Origin of the sequence: Streptomyces sp. NPDC021224 (assembly GCF_044332905.1) — a bacterium.
Taxonomy (GTDB): Bacteria; Actinomycetota; Actinomycetes; order Streptomycetales; family Streptomycetaceae; genus Actinacidiphila.
On sequence record NZ_JBIRPW010000003.1, the window covers coordinates 518,513 to 534,475 of the forward strand.

General features: G+C 74.5%; 16 protein-coding genes. 11 read left to right on the plus strand and 5 right to left on the minus strand.

The window, feature by feature from the left end; all coding sequences use genetic code 11:
- Positions 1 to 359: 359 nt before the first annotated feature.
- The 5 genes from iolD to ACH4PY_RS10735 are packed head-to-tail and all read right to left on the minus strand — an operon-like array spanning position 360 to position 5,983.
- Positions 360 to 2,207: a 3D-(3,5/4)-trihydroxycyclohexane-1,2-dione acylhydrolase (decyclizing) gene (gene iolD / locus ACH4PY_RS10715; protein WP_398178723.1), complete on the minus strand. Its 1,848-nt coding sequence runs from the start codon at positions 2,205 to 2,207 to the stop codon at positions 360 to 362.
- Positions 2,204 to 3,070: a 5-deoxy-glucuronate isomerase gene (iolB, locus tag ACH4PY_RS10720; protein ID WP_398178726.1), complete on the minus strand. Its 867-nt coding sequence runs from the start codon at positions 3,068 to 3,070 to the stop codon at positions 2,204 to 2,206. Before iolB ends, iolD begins: the two co-directional genes overlap by 4 nt.
- The gene (gene iolC, locus ACH4PY_RS10725) at positions 3,067 to 4,059 is read right to left on the minus strand and encodes a 5-dehydro-2-deoxygluconokinase (protein ID WP_398178729.1); all 993 of its coding nucleotides are present in this window, start codon (positions 4,057 to 4,059) and stop codon (positions 3,067 to 3,069) included. Before iolC ends, iolB begins: the two co-directional genes overlap by 4 nt.
- On the minus strand, positions 4,056 to 4,916 hold the full coding sequence (locus ACH4PY_RS10730) for a TIM barrel protein (RefSeq protein WP_398178732.1): 861 nt from the start codon (positions 4,914 to 4,916) through the stop codon (positions 4,056 to 4,058). The genes iolC and ACH4PY_RS10730 overlap by 4 nt, the downstream gene beginning before the upstream one ends.
- On the minus strand, positions 4,913 to 5,983 hold the full coding sequence (locus tag ACH4PY_RS10735; RefSeq protein ID WP_398178735.1) for a Gfo/Idh/MocA family oxidoreductase: 1,071 nt from the start codon (positions 5,981 to 5,983) through the stop codon (positions 4,913 to 4,915). The genes ACH4PY_RS10730 and ACH4PY_RS10735 overlap by 4 nt, the downstream gene beginning before the upstream one ends.
- Positions 5,984 to 6,099: 116 nt before the next feature.
- On the opposite strand from ACH4PY_RS10735, the gene ACH4PY_RS10740 reads away from it, so the two are divergent.
- From ACH4PY_RS10740 to ACH4PY_RS10790, 11 genes are all read left to right on the plus strand, one after another.
- On the plus strand, positions 6,100 to 6,879 hold the full coding sequence (locus tag ACH4PY_RS10740) for a GntR family transcriptional regulator (protein ID WP_398179333.1): 780 nt from the start codon (positions 6,100 to 6,102) through the stop codon (positions 6,877 to 6,879).
- Positions 6,880 to 7,044: 165 nt separating this feature from the next.
- Entirely contained in the window at positions 7,045 to 8,052 is a 1,008-nt protein-coding gene (locus ACH4PY_RS10745; protein WP_398179336.1) for a sugar ABC transporter substrate-binding protein, read from the plus strand.
- The gene (locus tag ACH4PY_RS10750) at positions 8,049 to 9,086 is read left to right on the plus strand and encodes an ABC transporter permease (RefSeq protein WP_398178738.1); all 1,038 of its coding nucleotides are present in this window, start codon (positions 8,049 to 8,051) and stop codon (positions 9,084 to 9,086) included. The genes ACH4PY_RS10745 and ACH4PY_RS10750 overlap by 4 nt, the downstream gene beginning before the upstream one ends.
- A complete protein-coding gene (locus tag ACH4PY_RS10755; RefSeq protein ID WP_398178741.1) occupies positions 9,083 to 9,931 on the plus strand; it encodes an ATP-binding cassette domain-containing protein in 849 nt (282 codons plus the stop codon). Before ACH4PY_RS10750 ends, ACH4PY_RS10755 begins: the two co-directional genes overlap by 4 nt.
- Complete coding sequence (locus ACH4PY_RS10760; protein WP_398178744.1) at positions 9,928 to 11,076, plus strand: ROK family glucokinase; 1,149 nt, start codon at positions 9,928 to 9,930, stop codon at positions 11,074 to 11,076. The genes ACH4PY_RS10755 and ACH4PY_RS10760 overlap by 4 nt, the downstream gene beginning before the upstream one ends.
- A complete protein-coding gene (locus tag ACH4PY_RS10765) occupies positions 11,073 to 11,780 on the plus strand; it encodes a hypothetical protein (protein ID WP_398178747.1) in 708 nt (235 codons plus the stop codon). The genes ACH4PY_RS10760 and ACH4PY_RS10765 overlap by 4 nt, the downstream gene beginning before the upstream one ends.
- 124 nt (positions 11,781 to 11,904) lie before the next feature.
- The gene (locus ACH4PY_RS10770; protein WP_398179339.1) at positions 11,905 to 13,149 is read left to right on the plus strand and encodes an alpha/beta fold hydrolase; all 1,245 of its coding nucleotides are present in this window, start codon (positions 11,905 to 11,907) and stop codon (positions 13,147 to 13,149) included.
- A 120-nt stretch (positions 13,150 to 13,269) separates the two neighbouring features.
- Positions 13,270 to 13,902 carry an MBL fold metallo-hydrolase gene (locus tag ACH4PY_RS10775; protein WP_398178750.1) on the plus strand — a complete coding sequence of 211 codons (633 nt, stop codon included), beginning with the start codon at positions 13,270 to 13,272 and terminating at the stop codon, positions 13,900 to 13,902.
- Positions 13,903 to 13,937: 35 nt separating this feature from the next.
- Positions 13,938 to 14,720, plus strand: coding sequence for an exodeoxyribonuclease III (locus tag ACH4PY_RS10780; protein WP_398178752.1), 783 nt, complete (start codon positions 13,938 to 13,940; stop codon positions 14,718 to 14,720).
- A gap of 84 nt (positions 14,721 to 14,804) precedes the next feature.
- Entirely contained in the window at positions 14,805 to 15,500 is a 696-nt protein-coding gene (locus ACH4PY_RS10785; RefSeq protein ID WP_398178755.1) for an MBL fold metallo-hydrolase, read from the plus strand.
- 204 nt (positions 15,501 to 15,704) lie between these two features.
- Positions 15,705 to 15,956 carry a TfoX/Sxy family DNA transformation protein gene (locus ACH4PY_RS10790; RefSeq protein ID WP_031515493.1) on the plus strand — a complete coding sequence of 84 codons (252 nt, stop codon included), beginning with the start codon at positions 15,705 to 15,707 and terminating at the stop codon, positions 15,954 to 15,956.
- Positions 15,957 to 15,963: the final 7 nt, after the last annotated feature.

Consider the following 15,963-nt stretch of genomic DNA (forward strand, 5'->3'; position numbering starts at 1 on the left):
GGGTGGGTCGGGGGCCGCCACGGGGCACCTCCTCGGAATGCGCCTTCCCCCTCACCCGTAGCCGCTGAGCCCCTCCCAGCGCATTCCTGCGGGGGCACCCCGCACCGTCCCCTCCAGGCCGGTTCAGCGGCTGCCCGCCGGGAGAGAGTTCCCGTTTCTAGGGGCGCGGCTGCGCGCGACAGCACCCGTTTTTAGGGGGCCCGGGGCACAGCTGCGTGGGAGAGCACCCGTTTTAGGGGCGCGTGGGGGTACCTCCCAGGCGAAGCTCGGGGGGAGAACTGCGCGCTCAGCCCACCACCGGCGGACGGTCGCGGCGCCTGCCGCAACAGGCAGCCCCGGGGTGGCGGAACGGCGGGAGGTCAGAGGCGGGGGCGGGGGCCCGCTTCGCGGGCTTGGGTGGTGTAGGCGGCGTGGGCCGCGCGGGTGGCGGGGAGGGTGGAGGTCTGGGCGACGGGGACGTCCCACCAGGCGTCGGGGGGGAGGGTGGGGCGGGTGGGGTCGGTCTCGACGTAGACCGCGGTCGCGCGGCGGGAGGCGCGGGCGGCGGTGAGCGCTTCGCGCAGTTCGCCGGGGGAGCCGGGGGTGAAGACCTCCAGGCCGAGGCTCGCCGCGTTCGCCGCGAGGTCGACGGGGAGGGGGGCTCCCGTGAGGTCGCCGTCGGCGCCGGGGTAGCGGTAGGCGGTGCCGAAGCCTTCCGCGCCGACCTGCGCGGACAGCCCGCCGATGGAGGCGTATCCGTGGTTCTGGACGATGACGAGGTTGACCGGGACGCCCTCCTGCACGGCGGTGACGATCTCCGTGGGGAGCATGAGGTACGTGCCGTCGCCGACGAGGGCGAAGACCTCGCGGTCGGGGGCGGCGAGCCGGACGCCGATCGCGGCGGGGATCTCGTAGCCCATGCAGGAGTAGCCGTATTCGACGTGGTACTGGTCGGGGTCCGTGGGCCGCCACAGCTTGTGGAGGTCGCCGGGCAGCGAGCCCGCCGCGTTGACCAGGACGTCCCGTTCGCCGAGGGCGGCGGCGAGCGCGCCGATGAGTTCGCCCTGTGAGGGCGGCCATCGGGTGCTGTCGGCGCCGAGCACCGCGTCGGTGCGCTCCCGCCAGTCGGCGACGCCGTGGTCGTGGGCGGGGGCGCGGTGGCCGGCCAGTGCGGCGGTGAGGGCGGCGAGTCCGGCGCGGGCGTCGCCGGTGAGGGCGAGGCCCGCCATCTTGTGGCCGTCGAACGGGGCGACGTTGAGGTTCACGAAGCGCGCTCCGGGTGCGAAGAGCGAGCCGGAGGCGGTGGTGAAGTCCGTCCAGCGGGTGCCGACGCCGAGCACGACGTCGGCGGCGCGGGCGGCGGTGTTGGCGGGGGCCGTGCCCGTGTGGCCGATGGCGCCGAGGGACTGCGGGTGGTCCCACCGCAGCGATCCCTTGCCGGCCTGGGTCTCGGCGACGGGGATGCCGGTGGCGGCGGCGAAGTCGGCGAGCTGCGAGGTCGCTTCGGCGTGCCGGACGCCGCCGCCCGCGACGACGAGCGGCTGCTGCGCGGTCCGCAGCAGGGTCGCGGCCTCGGTGAGCGCGTCGGCGTCGGGCGCGGGGCGCCGTACGTGCCAGACGCGGGTGCGGAACAGCTCGTCGGGCCAGTCGTACGCCTCGGCCTGGACGTCCTGCGGCAGGGCGAGGGTCACCGCGCCGGTCTCGGCCGGGTCGGTGAGGACGCGCATGGCCTGGAGGAGCGCGGCGGGCAGCATCTCGGGCCGCCAGACGCGGTCGAAGTGCCGGGAGACGGGCCGCAGCGTGTCGTTGACGGACACGTCCTGCGCCCAGGGCACTTCGAGCTGCTGGAGCACCGGGTCGGCGGGCCGGGTGGCGAAGACGTCGCCGGGCAGCAGCAGGACGGGCAGCCGGTTGACGGTGGCGAGGGCCGCCCCGGTGACGAGGTTGGTGGCGCCGGGGCCGATGGAGGTGGTGCAGGCCATGGCCGAGAGGCGGTGCGTGGTACGGGCGTGGCCGACCGCCGCGTGCACCATCGCCTGTTCGTTGCGGCCCTGGTGGAAGGGCATGACGGCGGGTCCGGCCTCGCGCAGCGCCTGCCCGATCCCGGCGACGTTGCCGTGCCCGAAGATGCCCCACATGCCGGCGACGGTGCGGTGCCGTACACCGTCGCGTTCGGTGTACTGCGCGGCCAGGAAGCGGATCAGCGCCTGGGCGACCGTGAGCCTCATCCGTTCTCCTTCGGGGCGTCGTACAACGGCAGCCGCGGGTCGGGCCGTTGGCCGGACCAGGTGCCGCGCACCCACGCGTGCGCCGGGTCGTCGCTGATGCGCCAGGCGCGTTCGGGGTCCGGGCCGGCCATGACGTTGAGGTAGTACATGTCGTAGCCGGGCACCGCCATGCTCGGGCCGTGCCAGCCGTCGGGGATGAGCACCGCGTCGCCGGAGCGGACCTCGGCCAGCAGGTCGGTGCCGCCGTGCGGCGAGGGGTAGACGCGCTGGTAGCCGATCGCGGCGGGGCCGCCGGCCAGTTCGTAGTAGTAGATCTCCTCCAGCCGCGACTCGTGCGGGCCCGCCTCGTCGTGCTTGTGCGGCGGGTAGGACGACCAGTTGCCGCCGGGTGTCAGCACCTCCACCGCGATGAGCCGGTCGCACGTGAAGACGTCCGCGGCGGCGAAGTTGTTGACCTGGCGGCTCGCGCCGGCCGCGCCGCGCAGCTCCACGGGGACGGCGGAGGCCGGGCCGTAGCGCGCGGGGAGCCGCCGTTCGCAGCGTGCCCCGGCGAGGGCGAAGCGGCCGCCCGCGGCGGAGGTGACCACCGCGTCGGCGTCCCGCGGCAGGTAGGCGAAGTCGCTGACGCCCGTGAAGACGCTCGTCCGGCCGTGCAGGGCGAACTCCCGCCCGTCCACCCGTACGCCGCACGCCCCGGCCAGCGGCAGCAGCACCCACTCGCTGCCGCCCGTCGCGAACTCCCGCCGCCCGCCCGGCTCCAGGGTCAGCACACGCAGCCCGGAGTAGGTCCATCCGGCGTCCTCGGGGTCGAGGCGGACGTCCCATCCGTCCCGGGCCGCCCGCCCGGCTGCCACGTGCGTCATACGGCACCTCCCGCGTCGGCCTGTTCGCGCAGCGCCGCCGTGATCTCCTCGCGCGTCGGCATCGCGTCCGCGCACGCCAGGCGGGAGGCGACGAGGGCGCCCGCCGTGTTGGCCGCGCGCAGGACGTCCGGCAGCGGGTCGCCCGCGAGCAGGCCCGCGCACAGGGCGCCGCCGAACGCGTCGCCCGCGCCGAGGCCGTTGACGACCTTGACCGGCACCGGCGGGGCCACGCACAGCTCGCCCGCGGTGCGGGCCAGGGCGCCCGCCGGGCCCTGCTTGACGACGGCGGTGCGTACTCCGCGCTCCAGCAGCAGCCCCGCCGCCGTCTCCGGGTCGGCGCTGCCCACCGCGACCTCCACCTCCTCGCGGTTGCCGACCGCGAGGGTGGCGTACGACAGCGCGCGGGCGTAGAGCGCCGGGGCCGTCCCGGGGTCGGACCAGAAGCCGGGCCGCCAGTCCAGGTCGAACCACACCTCGCGGCCCGCCCGCAGGTCCAGCGCGGCGAAGACGGCCGAGCGGGTCGGTTCGACGGCCAGCGCGGAGCCGGTGATCCACAGGGCCCGCGCGTCCCGTACGGCCGCCTCGGCGGCGGGCTCGGCGAGCATGCCGGGGGTCAGGCACTGGTCGGGCGCGACCGGGCGACGGTAGAAGTGCAGCGGGAAGTCGTCGGGCGGGAAGAGTTCGCAGAAGACGACGGGTGTCTGGGTGTCCGGTACGGTCGCCAGCAGCCCGGTGCCGACCCCGAAGGCGTCGAGCGCGGCGCGCACGTACCCCCCGAAGGGGTCCGGGCCGACGCCGCTGAGCAGCGCCGTCCGCAGTCCCAGCCGGGCCCCGGCCACCGCGACGTTCGCGGCTGTTCCGCCGAGGTACTTCGCGAAGCTGCGCACCTCGGCGAGGCCCACCCCGCTCTGCTCGGGGTACAGGTCCACCCCGACCCGCCCGAGGGTGACGACGTCGTACGGGACCGGGCCCCGCGCGGGAGCCGTCATGACGCCGACGCCCACTCCAGCAGCCAGTCCAGGGACGCCGCCACGTCCGCCAGCGGGCCCTCGCCCGGCGGGGGTTCGGCGGTCAGCACGGTGTCCTGCTCCATCACGTACCAGCCCGCGTACCCGGCCGCGTCCAGCGCGGCGAGCAGCACCGGCAGGTCCAGGTCGCCCGTGCCCAGCGGGCGGTAGAGGCCCGCCGCGACCGCGGCCCCGTACGGTGTGCGCCCGGCGCGGACCGCGTCGGCGGCGTCCGCGTCGGCGTCCTTGAGGTGGACGTGCGCGACGCGCGAGGCGGCCCGGCGGGCCAGCTCGACCGGATCGCCGCCGCCGACCAGGACATGGCCGGTGTCGAGGCACAGCCCGACGCCGCTGCCGTCCAGCACCCGGCCGATCTCGTCCGGCCCCTCCACGAGCGTGCCCACGTGCGGGTGCAGCGCCGCCGTCACGCCCAGCGAGTCCGCGAGCGCCGCGACGGCGTCGAGCCGGGCCAGCAGGGTCCGCCAGCCCGCGGCGTCCAGCGGCGGGCGCTCGTCGTAGCCGTCCCGCCCGGTCGCCGCGGCGAGCACCAGCGTGCGGGCTCCGGCGGTGGTGAAGCGGTCGAGCGCGGCCCGTACGCCGGGCAGCGGGTCGTGGTCCGGGTCGTGCAGCACCACGGGGACGAAGCCGCCCACCGCCGTGACGCCGTGCGCGGCCAGCAGCGGCCCCGGCAGGAAGCCGTCGGGCCCGAACTCGCTCGCGCCGATCCCGAGCCCGGTCATCTCGGCGAGCACCCGCCCGGGGGTGAGCTGGTGCCCCCAGCCGGGGACCTCGCACACCCCCCAGGAGATCGGCGCCGCCGCGATCTGCTCCCGCCTCACGCCACTGCTCCCTCGGCTCCCGCGGTGCCTGCCGCCCCGCCCGCCTCCACCGCTTCCACGGCCCGCGCCGCCGCGGCCACCTCCGCGATCCGTACCGGGCGCCGCTCGCGCCGGGAGATCTCGCAGGCCTCGGCGACCAGCAGCGCCCGCAGCGCCTCCCGACCCTCGCAGGGATTGGCGGCGGCGCCCCGCGCGACGCGCAGGAAGGCGTCCATCTCGGCCCGGTAGGCCGAGCCGAAGCGTTCCAGGAACCCGGTCCACGGATCCCGCGGGCCGCCCGCCGCGCCGGGCTCCACCGAGGTCAGCGGGGCGCGGGCGGTGACACCGACGGCGATCTGGTCGTCGGTGCCGGCCAGCTCCATCCGCACGTCGTACCCGGCGGCGTGGTAGCGGGTCGCGGTCGCGGTGGCGAGCAGCCCGCCCTCCAGGGTGAGCAGCACCGCGGCGGTGTCGGCGTCGCCCGCGGCCCGGAAGAAGTCCGCGCCGACGTTCTCGCCCGCCGCGTAGACCTCGGTGACCTCCCGGCCGGTGACCCAGCGCAGTATGTCGAAGTCGTGGATCAGGCAGTCCCGGTAGAGCCCGCCGGACAGCGGGACGTAACCGGCGGGCGGCGGCGCCGCGTCGGAGCTGACCGTGCGGACGGTGTGCAGCCTGCCGAGCCGCCCGGCGGCCACCGCGGCCCGCGCCGCGGCGTACCCGGCGTCGAAGCGGCGCTGGAAGCCCACCTGGAGCACCGCCCCGGCCGCCGTCACCTCCGCGAGGGCGGCCACCGTGCCCGTGAGGTCCAGCGCGACCGGCTTCTCGCAGAAGGCCGGGATGCCCGCGTGCGCGGCCCGGGTGATCAGGCCCGCGTGCGCTGCCGTCGCGGAGGTGATCACCAGCGCGTCGGGCCGGGCGGCGAAGAGCGCGTCCACCGGCAGGGCACGGGCGCCCGCGCGGAGCGCGACCTGCCGGGCACGGGCCGCTTCCGCGTCGGCGACCAGCAGTTCGCCGACGCCGGGGTGCGCCGCGAGCGTCGCGGCGTGGAAGGCCCCGATCCGCCCCGCGCCGATGAGTCCGATCCGCATACCTGCTCCTGCCCCTTCCGAAGAGGAGACGTGACGGCTGTGCGCGCCGTCCCAACCTCCCGCGCCACCGCGGCCTGTGTCAACGCTATGTCCGGACATACGGACTTCCCGTGACCATGCCGTCCCGCTACGCTCCCAGCGTGCCCAAGCACGAGCCCGCACAGCTGCGGCTCGCCGTGGACCGGGCGAGCCACGTACCGCTGTACTTCCAGCTGGCCCGCCAGCTGGAGACGGCCATCGAGGACGGCGCGCTCACCCCGGGCACCCTGCTCGGCAACGAGGTGGAGCTGGCCGCCCGGCTCGGCCTGTCCCGCCCCACCGTGCGGCAGGCGATCGGCTCGCTCGTCGACAAGGGCCTGCTGGTGCGCCGCCGCGGGGTCGGCACCCAGGTCGTGCACACCGGGGTGACCCGCCCGCTGGAGCTGAGCAGCCTGCACGACGACCTGGCCGCCGCCGGTCTGGAGCCCGCGACCCGGGTGCTGCGCAACACCGCGGGCCCGCCGCCCCCCGAGGTCGCCGCCGCGCTCGGGCTGCCGGAGTCCGCGCGGGTCGCCGTTTTGCACCGGCTGCGGCTCAGCTGCGGCGAACCGGTCGCCTACCTGTGCAACTACCTGCCCGCCGATCTGCTGGAGCCGTCCACCGGCGACCTGGAGCGCGGCGGCCTGTACGCCCTGCTGCGGGCCCGCCGCATCACCCTGCACAGCGCCCAGCAGCGGGTCGGCGCCCGCACCGGCACGGAAGAGGAGTGCTCGGTGCTCGGCGAACCGGCGGGCGCGGCGCTGCTCACCGTCCGGCGGATCAGCTACGACGACCGCGGGCGTCCCGTCGAGTACGGCACCCACGTCTACCGGGCCTCGCGCTACGCCTTCGAATTCCGTCTGCTGGTCCGCGGCTGAGCCCCATCCCGCAGGCCGGGAGGCCGCTGCCGCCTCCCGGAGGCGGGGTCGCCGCACCTCTTGACGGATACTGGGGCCGCCGGGATGGTCGTCGCTCAAGACGATGGGCAGCACATCCATCACGGCTGCACCACGGACAGCAGGGAAAGGCAGGGCCTCGTGGCGATGGCAAGGGCGGGAACGAAAGCGCTGGGCGCGCTCCTCGCGGTGGCGCTCGGCGCGGCGGGCCTGGCCGGGTGCAGCAGCACCGGCGGCAAGCGCGCGGAGGACCGGGCCAAGAGGCTGGCGGCGAACGGGTCGGCCGTGAACACCCCGCACTGGACCTTCGCCATGGTCACCCACTCCGGGGCGGGCGACACGTTCTGGGACATCGTGCAGAGCGGGGCGAAGCAGGCCGCCGCCAAGGACAACATCAAGTTCGTCTACTCCAACAGCGACCAGGGCGACCAGCAGGCTCAGCTGGTGCAGGCCGCGATCGACAGCCACGTGGACGGCCTCGTCGTCACCCTGGCCAAGCCCGACGCGATGAAGGCGGCCGTCGCCAAGGCGGTCAAGGCCGGCATCCCGGTGATCACCATCAACTCCGGGGCGGCCGAGTCCCAGCAGTTCGGCGCGCTCACCCACATCGGCCAGGACGAGGAGATCGCCGGCAACGCGGTCGGCCAGGAGCTGAACACCCGCGGCAGGAAGCACGCGCTGTGTGTCCTGCACGAGCAGGGCAACGTCGGGCTGGAGCAGCGCTGCGCGGGCGCGAAGTCCACCTTCCACGGCACGATGGACAACCTCTACGTCAACGGCACCAACATGCCCGACGTGCTGTCCGCGATCCAGGCCAAGCTGCAGTCCGACTCGTCCATCGACTCCGTCGTGACGCTCGGCGCCCCCTTCGCCGACACCGCCGCCAAGGCCAGACAGCAGGCGGGCTCGAAGGCCGAGATCGACACCTTCGACCTCAACGCGCAGGTCGCGACCTCGCTCAAGAACGGCACGATCGGCTTCGCCGTCGACCAGCAGCCCTACCTCCAGGGCTACGAGGCGATCGACCTGCTGTGGCTGTACCGCTACAACAACGACACCCTCGGCGGCGGCCGGCCGGTCCTGACCGGCCCGCAGATCGTCACCAAGGACGACGCGGACGCGCTGCTGACCTATGCCAAGCGGGGGACGCGATGAGTGACCTCGCGCTCGCCGGCGACGAGCGGCTCGCGCCGCGGTCGCCGGCCGGACGGCTGCTGGGGCGGCCGGAGCTGGGCGCGGTCGTGGGGGCGGTGGCCGTCTTCGTGTTCTTCGCGGTCGCGGCCGACCCCTTCCTGCACTGGTCGAGCCTGGGCACCGTGCTGTACGCCTCCTCGACGATCGGCATCATGGCGGTGCCGGTCGCGCTGCTGATGATCGGCGGCGAGTTCGACCTGTCGGCCGGTGTGATGGTCACCAGCTCCGCGCTGGTGTCGTCGATGGTCAGCTACCAGATGACCGCCAACACCTGGGTCGGCATCGGCGTCTCGCTGCTGGTCACGCTCGCCCTCGGGGCCTTCAACGGGATCATGCTGGTACGCACCAAGCTGCCCAGCTTCATCATCACGCTGGGCACCTTCCTGATGCTCACGGGCCTGAACCTGGGCCTGACCAAGCTCGTCAGCGGCACCGTGGCCACCAAGTCGATCGGCGACATGGAGGGCTTCCCGGCCGCACGGGACGTCTTCGCCTCGCACTGGACGGTCGGCGGCGTCGATCTCCAGGTGACGATCCTGTGGTGGCTCGGCCTGGTCGCCGTGGCCACCTGGGTGCTGCTGCGCACCCGCGCCGGGAACTGGATCTTCGCGGCGGGCGGCAACGCCGACGCGGCCCGCGCGGTCGGCGTGCCGGTGGCGCGCACCAAGGTCGGCCTGTACATGGCCGTCGCCTTCTGCGCCTGGATCTCCGGCCAGCACCTGCTCTTCTCGTTCGACGTGGTGCAGTCCGGCGAGGGCGTCGGCAACGAGTTCCTCTACATCATCGCGGCCGTCATCGGCGGCTGCCTGATGACCGGCGGCTACGGCAGCGCCGTGGGCTCCGCGGTCGGCGCGTTCATCTTCGGCATGACGAGCAAGGGCATCGTCTACGCGCAGTGGAACCCGGACTGGTTCAAGTTCTTCCTCGGGGCGATGCTGCTGCTCGCCACCCTGCTCAACGCCTGGGTCCGCAGGCGGGCGGAGGCCACCGCATGACCACCATGACCAAGGAGGGCGGCGGCGCCCCGATGGTGTCCCTCGGCGGCGTCTCCAAGTCCTACGGGAACGTGCGCGCGCTGCGCGAGGTCTCGCTGGAGGTGCACGCCGGGGAGATCACCTGCGTCCTGGGCGACAACGGCGCCGGCAAGTCCACCCTCATCAAGATCATCGCCGGGCTGCACCCGCACGACTCGGGCAGCTACGAGATCGAGGGCGAGCCGGTCCGGCACACCTCCCCGCGGCAGGCGCTGGACCGCGGCATCGCGACCGTCTACCAGGACCTCGCCGTGGTGCCGCTGATGCCCGTGTGGCGGAACTTCTTCCTCGGCTCCGAACCCACCAAGGGCCGCGGCCCGCTGCGCCGCCTGGACGCCGCCGCGATGCGCGCCACCACCCGGGCGGCCCTGCTGCGCTTCGGCATCGACCTGCGCGACGTCAACCAGCCCATCGGCACCCTGTCGGGTGGCGAACGGCAGTGCGTGGCCATCGCCCGGGCGGTGCATTTCGGGGCGAAGGTGCTCGTCCTGGACGAACCGACCGCCGCGCTCGGCGTCAAACAGTCCGGGATGGTGCTGCGCTACGTCGCCGCCGCGCGCGACGCGGGCCTCGGTGTGGTGCTCATCACGCACAATCCGCACCACGCCTACCTGGTCGGAGACCGTTTCGTCCTGCTCAAGCGCGGCGCGATGTCCGGCAGCCACCTCAAGCAGGCGATTACCCTGGACGCGCTGACCCGTGAGATGGCAGGGGGCAGCGAGCTGGACGAGCTGACGCATGAGCTGAGCCGTGCCCCGGCGGCCCCGGAGCCGGTGCACGCCACCGACCCGGAGACCGACGCTTGAGTGCCAACCGTGAACGTGTGTACCGCGGCAGCGCCGCCAGAGCGACCGTGTGGCGCAATGTCAGCGGCGCCGAGCGCCGCGAGCGGCGCAGCCACCTGAGCGCGCCGCGGGTGCCGACCGTCGGCATCGACATCGGCGGCACCAAGGTGATGGCCGGAGTCGTCGACGCCGACGGCACCATCCTGGAGCAGGTGCGCACCGAGACGCCCGACAAGTCCAAGAGCCCCAAGGTCGTCGAGGACACCATCGTCGAGCTGGTGCTCGACCTGTCCGAGCGGCACGACGTGCACGCCGTCGGCATCGGCGCCGCCGGATGGGTCGACGCCGACCGCTCGCGCATCCTCTTCGCGCCGCACCTGTCGTGGCGCGACGAGCCGCTGCGCGAACGGCTCGCCGACCGGCTGCTGGTCCCGGTCATGGTCGACAACGACGCCAACACCGCCGCCTGGGCCGAGTGGCGCTTCGGCGCCGGGCGCGGCGAGGCCGACCTCGTCATGATCACGCTGGGCACCGGTATCGGCGGCGCGATCCTGGAGAACGGCCAGGTCAAGCGGGGCCGCTTCGGTGTCGCGGGGGAGTTCGGCCACATGCAGGTGGTGCCCGGCGGGCACCGCTGCCCGTGCGGCAACCGCGGCTGCTGGGAGCAGTACAGCTCCGGCAACGCCCTGGTCCGCGAGGCCCGCGAGCTGGCCGCCGCGGACTCGCCCGTCGCCTACGGGATCATCGACCGGGTCGGCGGCGCGATCGGCGACATCACCGGCCCGCTGATCACCGAGCTGGCCCGGTCCGGCGACCCGATGTGCGTCGAGCTGTTCCAGGACATCGGCCAGTGGCTGGGCGTCGGCATCGCCAACCTCGCCGCCGCGCTCGACCCGTCCTGCTTCGTCATCGGCGGTGGCGTCAGCGCCGCCGACGACCTGCTCATCACCCCCGCGAGGGACGCCTTCCGGCGCACCCTGACCGGCCGCGGCTACCGCCCCGAGGCGCGGATCGCCAAGGCCGAGCTGGGCCCGGAGGCCGGCATGGTCGGCGCCGCCGACCTCGCCCGGCTGGTCGCCCGCCGCTTCCGCCGCACCAACCGCCGCCGCGTCGAGCGCTACGAGCGCTACGGGCGGATCTACGGCCGGCAGGAGGCCGAGCAGTGACCACCACCCCCGAACGCGAGGCGGGCCCCGCCGCGGGTCCCGGCGGCGCCCCGGACGCCCTTCCCGGCGACGGCTCCGGAGCGGGCCGCGGCGAGAGCGGCGACGGCGGCTCCGGCGGCTCCGGAGGGGCGGGCGGCCCCGGAGGTTCCGGCAGCACCGCGCTGCCGCTGCGCGAGATCCCGCGCTGGATGCGCTGGACCGTCGTGCCGCTGCTCATCGTGCTGCCGCTCGGCTATGTGCTGATCTCCGCGGCGCAGAGCCGCGGCGCGGGCGTCGACTCCCAGAAGCAGGCCGCCGCCCGCCATCTGACCTGGGTCGTCCCCAGCGAGCTGCAGCGCCGCATCTACCAGGTGCCGATCCCCGACGGCACCGTGCACGACGGCTACCTGGAGACCAACTCCTGGGACACCAGCCAGTTCTTCTGCCAGTTCACGACCACCGCTGGCGGCCTGGACACCTTCCTCGCCCAGCTGGGCACCAGCCGGGCGGCCCTGCACGACGGCAAGGTGTCGGTGTCCGACAAGGACGCCGCCCGGGTCGGCTGGAACTTCCACGTGCCGGACCACTACTGGGCCGGTATGTCCACCCACCAGGTCGGCGACAAGCCCGACCACGACATCACCGTGGACCTCACGAACGCCGACGTCCCGAAGGTCTACGTGGTGTCCACCGTCAACTTCCAGCACGGCTTCGGGGGCGGGTGATTCCGGCGCGCGGCGGAGTAGGTAGCGTGAAGCGATGAGCGAGCTGACGACCGAGGCGCCCGTGGGCGCGGCAGCCGACTACGCGGGCGGCCTCCCGGCCGAGTCCGTGCCCGCGGACGACGAGATGGACGACCTCTACGAGGACGCCCCGCCGTTGCAGTACCGCTTCGACGGCCCCGAGAGCGGACCCGTGATCGTCCTCGGGCCGGCCCTGGGCGCCACCTGGCACATGTGGGACCGGCAACTGCCGGCGCTCAGCGAGACCTGGCGGGTGCTGCGCTACGAGCTGCCCGGCCACGGCGGCGCGCCCGCCGAGCCCGCGTCCTCCGTGGACGACCTGGCCCGGCGGCTGCTCGCGGTCCTGGACGACGAGGGCATCGACACCTTCGGCTACGCGGGCTGCGCGCTCGGCGCCGCCATCGGCGCCCGGCTGGCGCTGCTGCGCCCCGACCGGGTCGCGGCCCTCGCCCTGGTGTCGGCCTCGCCGCGCTTCAACACCGCCGACATGTGGCGGCAGCGCGGTGTCGTGGTGCGCGCCAACGGACTGGAGCGCACCGCGCAGGCCAACCTCCAGCGCTGGTTCACCGAGGCCTTCGTCGCCACCCAGCCGGCGATCACCGAATGGGCCGTGCGGATGGTCGCCACCACCGACCAGGCCTGCTACGTCGCCGCGTGCGAGGCGCTCGCCGCCTTCGACATCCGCGACGCGCTCGGCAGCATCAGCGTGCCGACCCTGGTCGTGGCGGGCGCCGACGACACCGAGACGCCGCCCGCGGACGCCCGCGCGCTCATCGCCGGCATCCCCGACGCGCGGCTCGCCGTCGTGCCCGCCACCGGCCACCTGGCGCCCGTCGAGGAGCCCGCCGCGGTCGGCGAGCTGCTCGCGACGCACTTTGCCACCGCCTGGCAGGAACCCGGCGCGGCGGTGCCGCAGCCCCCGCCGCCCGTCCCGCCGGTGCCCGCGCCCCGGGCGGCGGCCCCCGCCCCCGACCAGCTCGCGGCGGGCATGCGGATGCGCGGCGAGGTCATCGGCGACAGCGCGGCCACCGACCGGCCGCCCGCCGCCCCCGGCGCCTTCGGCAGCGGCTTCGACGCCTTCGCCACCCGTTACGCGTGGGGCGAGATATGGGCGCGGCCGGGGCTGGACCGCCGCACCCGGGCGTGCGTCACGCTCACCGCGCTGACCGCGACCGGCCAGCTCGGCGAGCTGGCCGACCACGTCCGCGGCGCGCTGCGGATCGGGCTGAGCCCCGCCGAGATCGAGGAGGTGCTCGTGCACGCCTCGGTCTACTGCGGGCTGCCCGCCGCGCGCGCCGCGATCAGCGCCGCCCGCACGGTCGTCGAGGAGGAGACCGGCGGGCATCCGTAGTCCGCACAGAGGCGGGCGCCGCGGCGAGCGGCCCCGCCGGTTCGACCCGGCCCGTACCGGGCGGGGAGTCCGAGGGACCGGAAGGTCCCGCCGTCATGTCCTGGCAAGGATGGGAATTCCGTGAAGCTGACCAAGAAACGGCACGCCTGCGTCCGGCTGGTCAAGGACGGGCACACGCTCGTCGTCGACCCCGGCGTCTTCAGCGAGGACGACGCCGCGGCGGGCGCCGACGTCATCCTCGTCACCCACGAGCACCCCGACCACTTCGACCCGGCCAAGCTGCACGCCGCCCTGGAGGCCGACCCGGCGGCCGAGCTGTGGACGCTCGCGAGCGTCGCGGACCAGCTCTCGGCGGCCTTCCCCGGGCGCGTGCACACCGTCGGCCACGGCGACACCTTCACCGCCGCCGGGTTCGACGTCCAGGTGCACGGCGAGCTGCACGCCGTGATCCACCCGGACATCCCGCGCATCACCAACGTCGGCTACCTCGTGGACGGCGCCGTCTTCCACCCCGGCGACGCCCTCACCGTGCCCGGCCACCCGGTGGACACGCTGCTGCTGCCGGTCATGGCGCCCTGGAACAAGCTCTCCGAGGTCGTCGACTACGTCCGCGAGGTCAAGCCGCGCCGCACGGTCGACGTGCACGACGCGCTGCTCGCCGACCTGGCCCGGCCGATGTACGACATGCAGCTCGGCAACCTGAGCGGCGCCGACCACCTGCGGCTGGCGTCCGGCGAGGACACCGGCGCCTGAGACCGGCTGTCGTACCCAGCCGCTAGGTTGGGGACATGCGCATCGCGACCTGGAACATCAACTCGATCACCGCCCGCCTGCCGCGCCTGCTCGGCTGGCTGGAGAGCAGCGGCACGGACGTCCTGTGCGTCCAGGAGACCAAGTGCTCGGACGCGCAGTTCCCGTACGACGAGCTGCGCGAGCTGGGGTACGAGGCGGCCGTCAACGCCGACGGGCGGTGGAACGGAGTGGCGGTCATCTCCCGGGTGGGCCTGGCCGACGTGGTCAAGGGCCTGCCCGGCGGGCCCGGCTACGACGGGGCGCAGGAGCCCCGCGCGGTGTCGGCGACCTGCGGCGGCGCGGTCCGTGTGTGGTCGGTCTACGTGCCCAACGGCCGCGAGATCGGCCACGCGCACTACGCGTACAAGCTGGAGTGGTTCGAGGCGCTGCGCGCGGCCGTGGCCGACGGCGCCGCGGCCGACCTGCCCTTCGCGGTGCTCGGCGACTACAACGTGGCGCCCACCGACGAGGACGTCTGGGACACCGCCCCCTTCGAGGGCCAGACGCATGTCACCGCCCCCGAGCGCGAGGCGCTGGCCGCCCTGCGCGGCACGGGCCTGACCGACGTGATGCCCCGCCCGCTCAAGTACGACCACCCGTACACGTACTGGGACTACCGCCAGCTGGCCTTCCCGAAGAACCGCGGCATGCGCATCGACCTGGTCTACGGCAACGCCCCCTTCGCCAAGGCCGTCTCGGACGCGTACGTCGACCGCGAGGAGCGCAAGGGCAAGGGCGCCTCCGACCACGCGCCCGTCGTGGTCGATCTCGACGTCTGAGCCCGGCGGCCCGCGCCGGACCGGCCGTGCGCTCTGGGCGAAAGGGGCGCCGGGCGGCCCGGTGACGCGGTTACGTTCGCCGCCATGGACGTCATCGAACTGCTCCCCTCCCTGCACATGCTGCGGTTTCCGGTGGGATCCGCCTATCTGTGGTCCGACGACGACGCGTTGACGCTCGTCGACAGCGGCGCGGTGGGCGCCGCCGCCGAGATCACCGCGGCCGTCCGCGAACTGGGCCGCGACCCCGCCGACATCCGGCGCATCGTGCTCACCCACTTCCACGAGGACCACACCGGCGGCGCCGCCGAGCTGCGCGCGGCGACCGGCGCCGCCGTCCTCGCGCACCGCCTGGAGGCACCGGTGGTCAGCGGCGCCGTCCCCGGCCCGCCCCCGGTCCTGCGTGACTGGGAGGTGCCGATCCGCGCGAGCGTTCCCGCGCTGCCGCCCGCTCCGCCCGTCACCGTCGACCGCGAACTGGAGGACGGCGACATCCTGGACTTCGGCGGCGGCGCCGAGGTGCTGTGGACCCCGGGCCACACCGACGGCAGCATCGCCGTCCACCTGCCCGGCCCCGGCGTGCTGTTCACCGGCGACACCGCCGCCAACGTCGGCCGCGTCATGCCCGGCGTCTTCCACACCGACCCCGACCGCGCCCTGGACTCCTACCGGCGGCTGGCCGCGCTCGACGCTGCCGTGGTCTGCTTCGGGCACGGCGACGCCCTCCTGGACGGCGGCTGCGCCGCGCTGCGCTCGGCGGACGCACCCGTGGCGGACGGCTGACGGCCGGCCGCCGTCCGGCGTCCACCTGGTGACCGCGGTGTCACTCGAAACGGTGGCGTGCACGGCGTGGCGGGGGACGGGCAGGGCGTGTCAAGGGCGTGATCGACCGGCTGCGGCACGGCATATGTGCATGATGGCGGCACACGTTCCCTGATCCGACCCTCCTCCACACCCACCTCACAGCCGTGCAACCGGAGGCACCACGTGGACTCCCTACAGCAGCTGCCGAACATCGGGGCGGTGCTCGCCGAACGCCTGCGCCGCGCGGGCGTCGACGACGCGGGCGAACTGCGCCGGCTGGGCTCCGGGCGGGCCTTCGAGAAGATCCGCCCGGAACTGCCCGAAGACGCCTGCACCCACACCCTGCTGGCCCTCGAAGGCGCATTGCGCGGGATGCGGTGGACCGCGATCCCGCAGACCGAGCGCGACACGCTCGTCCACCGCGTGCTCGGCTGATCCCGCG

Excerpts from the sequence above, each read along its gene's own strand:
- iolD (WP_398178723.1), bottom strand. The coding sequence starts at position 2,207 with ATGAGGCTCACGGTCGCCCAGGCGCTGATCCGCTTCCTGGCCGCGCAG.
- iolB (WP_398178726.1), bottom strand. The coding sequence starts at position 3,070 with ATGACGCACGTGGCAGCCGGGCGGGCGGCCCGGGACGGATGGGACGTC.
- iolC (WP_398178729.1), bottom strand. The coding sequence starts at position 4,059 with ATGACGGCTCCCGCGCGGGGCCCGGTCCCGTACGACGTCGTCACCCTC.
- ACH4PY_RS10735 (WP_398178735.1), bottom strand. The coding sequence starts at position 5,983 with ATGCGGATCGGACTCATCGGCGCGGGGCGGATCGGGGCCTTCCACGCC.
- ACH4PY_RS10740 (WP_398179333.1), top strand. The coding sequence starts at position 6,100 with ATGCCGTCCCGCTACGCTCCCAGCGTGCCCAAGCACGAGCCCGCACAG.
- ACH4PY_RS10745 (WP_398179336.1), top strand. The coding sequence starts at position 7,045 with ATGGCAAGGGCGGGAACGAAAGCGCTGGGCGCGCTCCTCGCGGTGGCG.
- ACH4PY_RS10750 (WP_398178738.1), top strand. The coding sequence starts at position 8,049 with ATGAGTGACCTCGCGCTCGCCGGCGACGAGCGGCTCGCGCCGCGGTCG.
- ACH4PY_RS10755 (WP_398178741.1), top strand. The coding sequence starts at position 9,083 with ATGACCACCATGACCAAGGAGGGCGGCGGCGCCCCGATGGTGTCCCTC.
- ACH4PY_RS10770 (WP_398179339.1), top strand. The coding sequence starts at position 11,905 with ATGGACGACCTCTACGAGGACGCCCCGCCGTTGCAGTACCGCTTCGAC.
- ACH4PY_RS10780 (WP_398178752.1), top strand. The coding sequence starts at position 13,938 with ATGCGCATCGCGACCTGGAACATCAACTCGATCACCGCCCGCCTGCCG.
- ACH4PY_RS10785 (WP_398178755.1), top strand. The coding sequence starts at position 14,805 with ATGGACGTCATCGAACTGCTCCCCTCCCTGCACATGCTGCGGTTTCCG.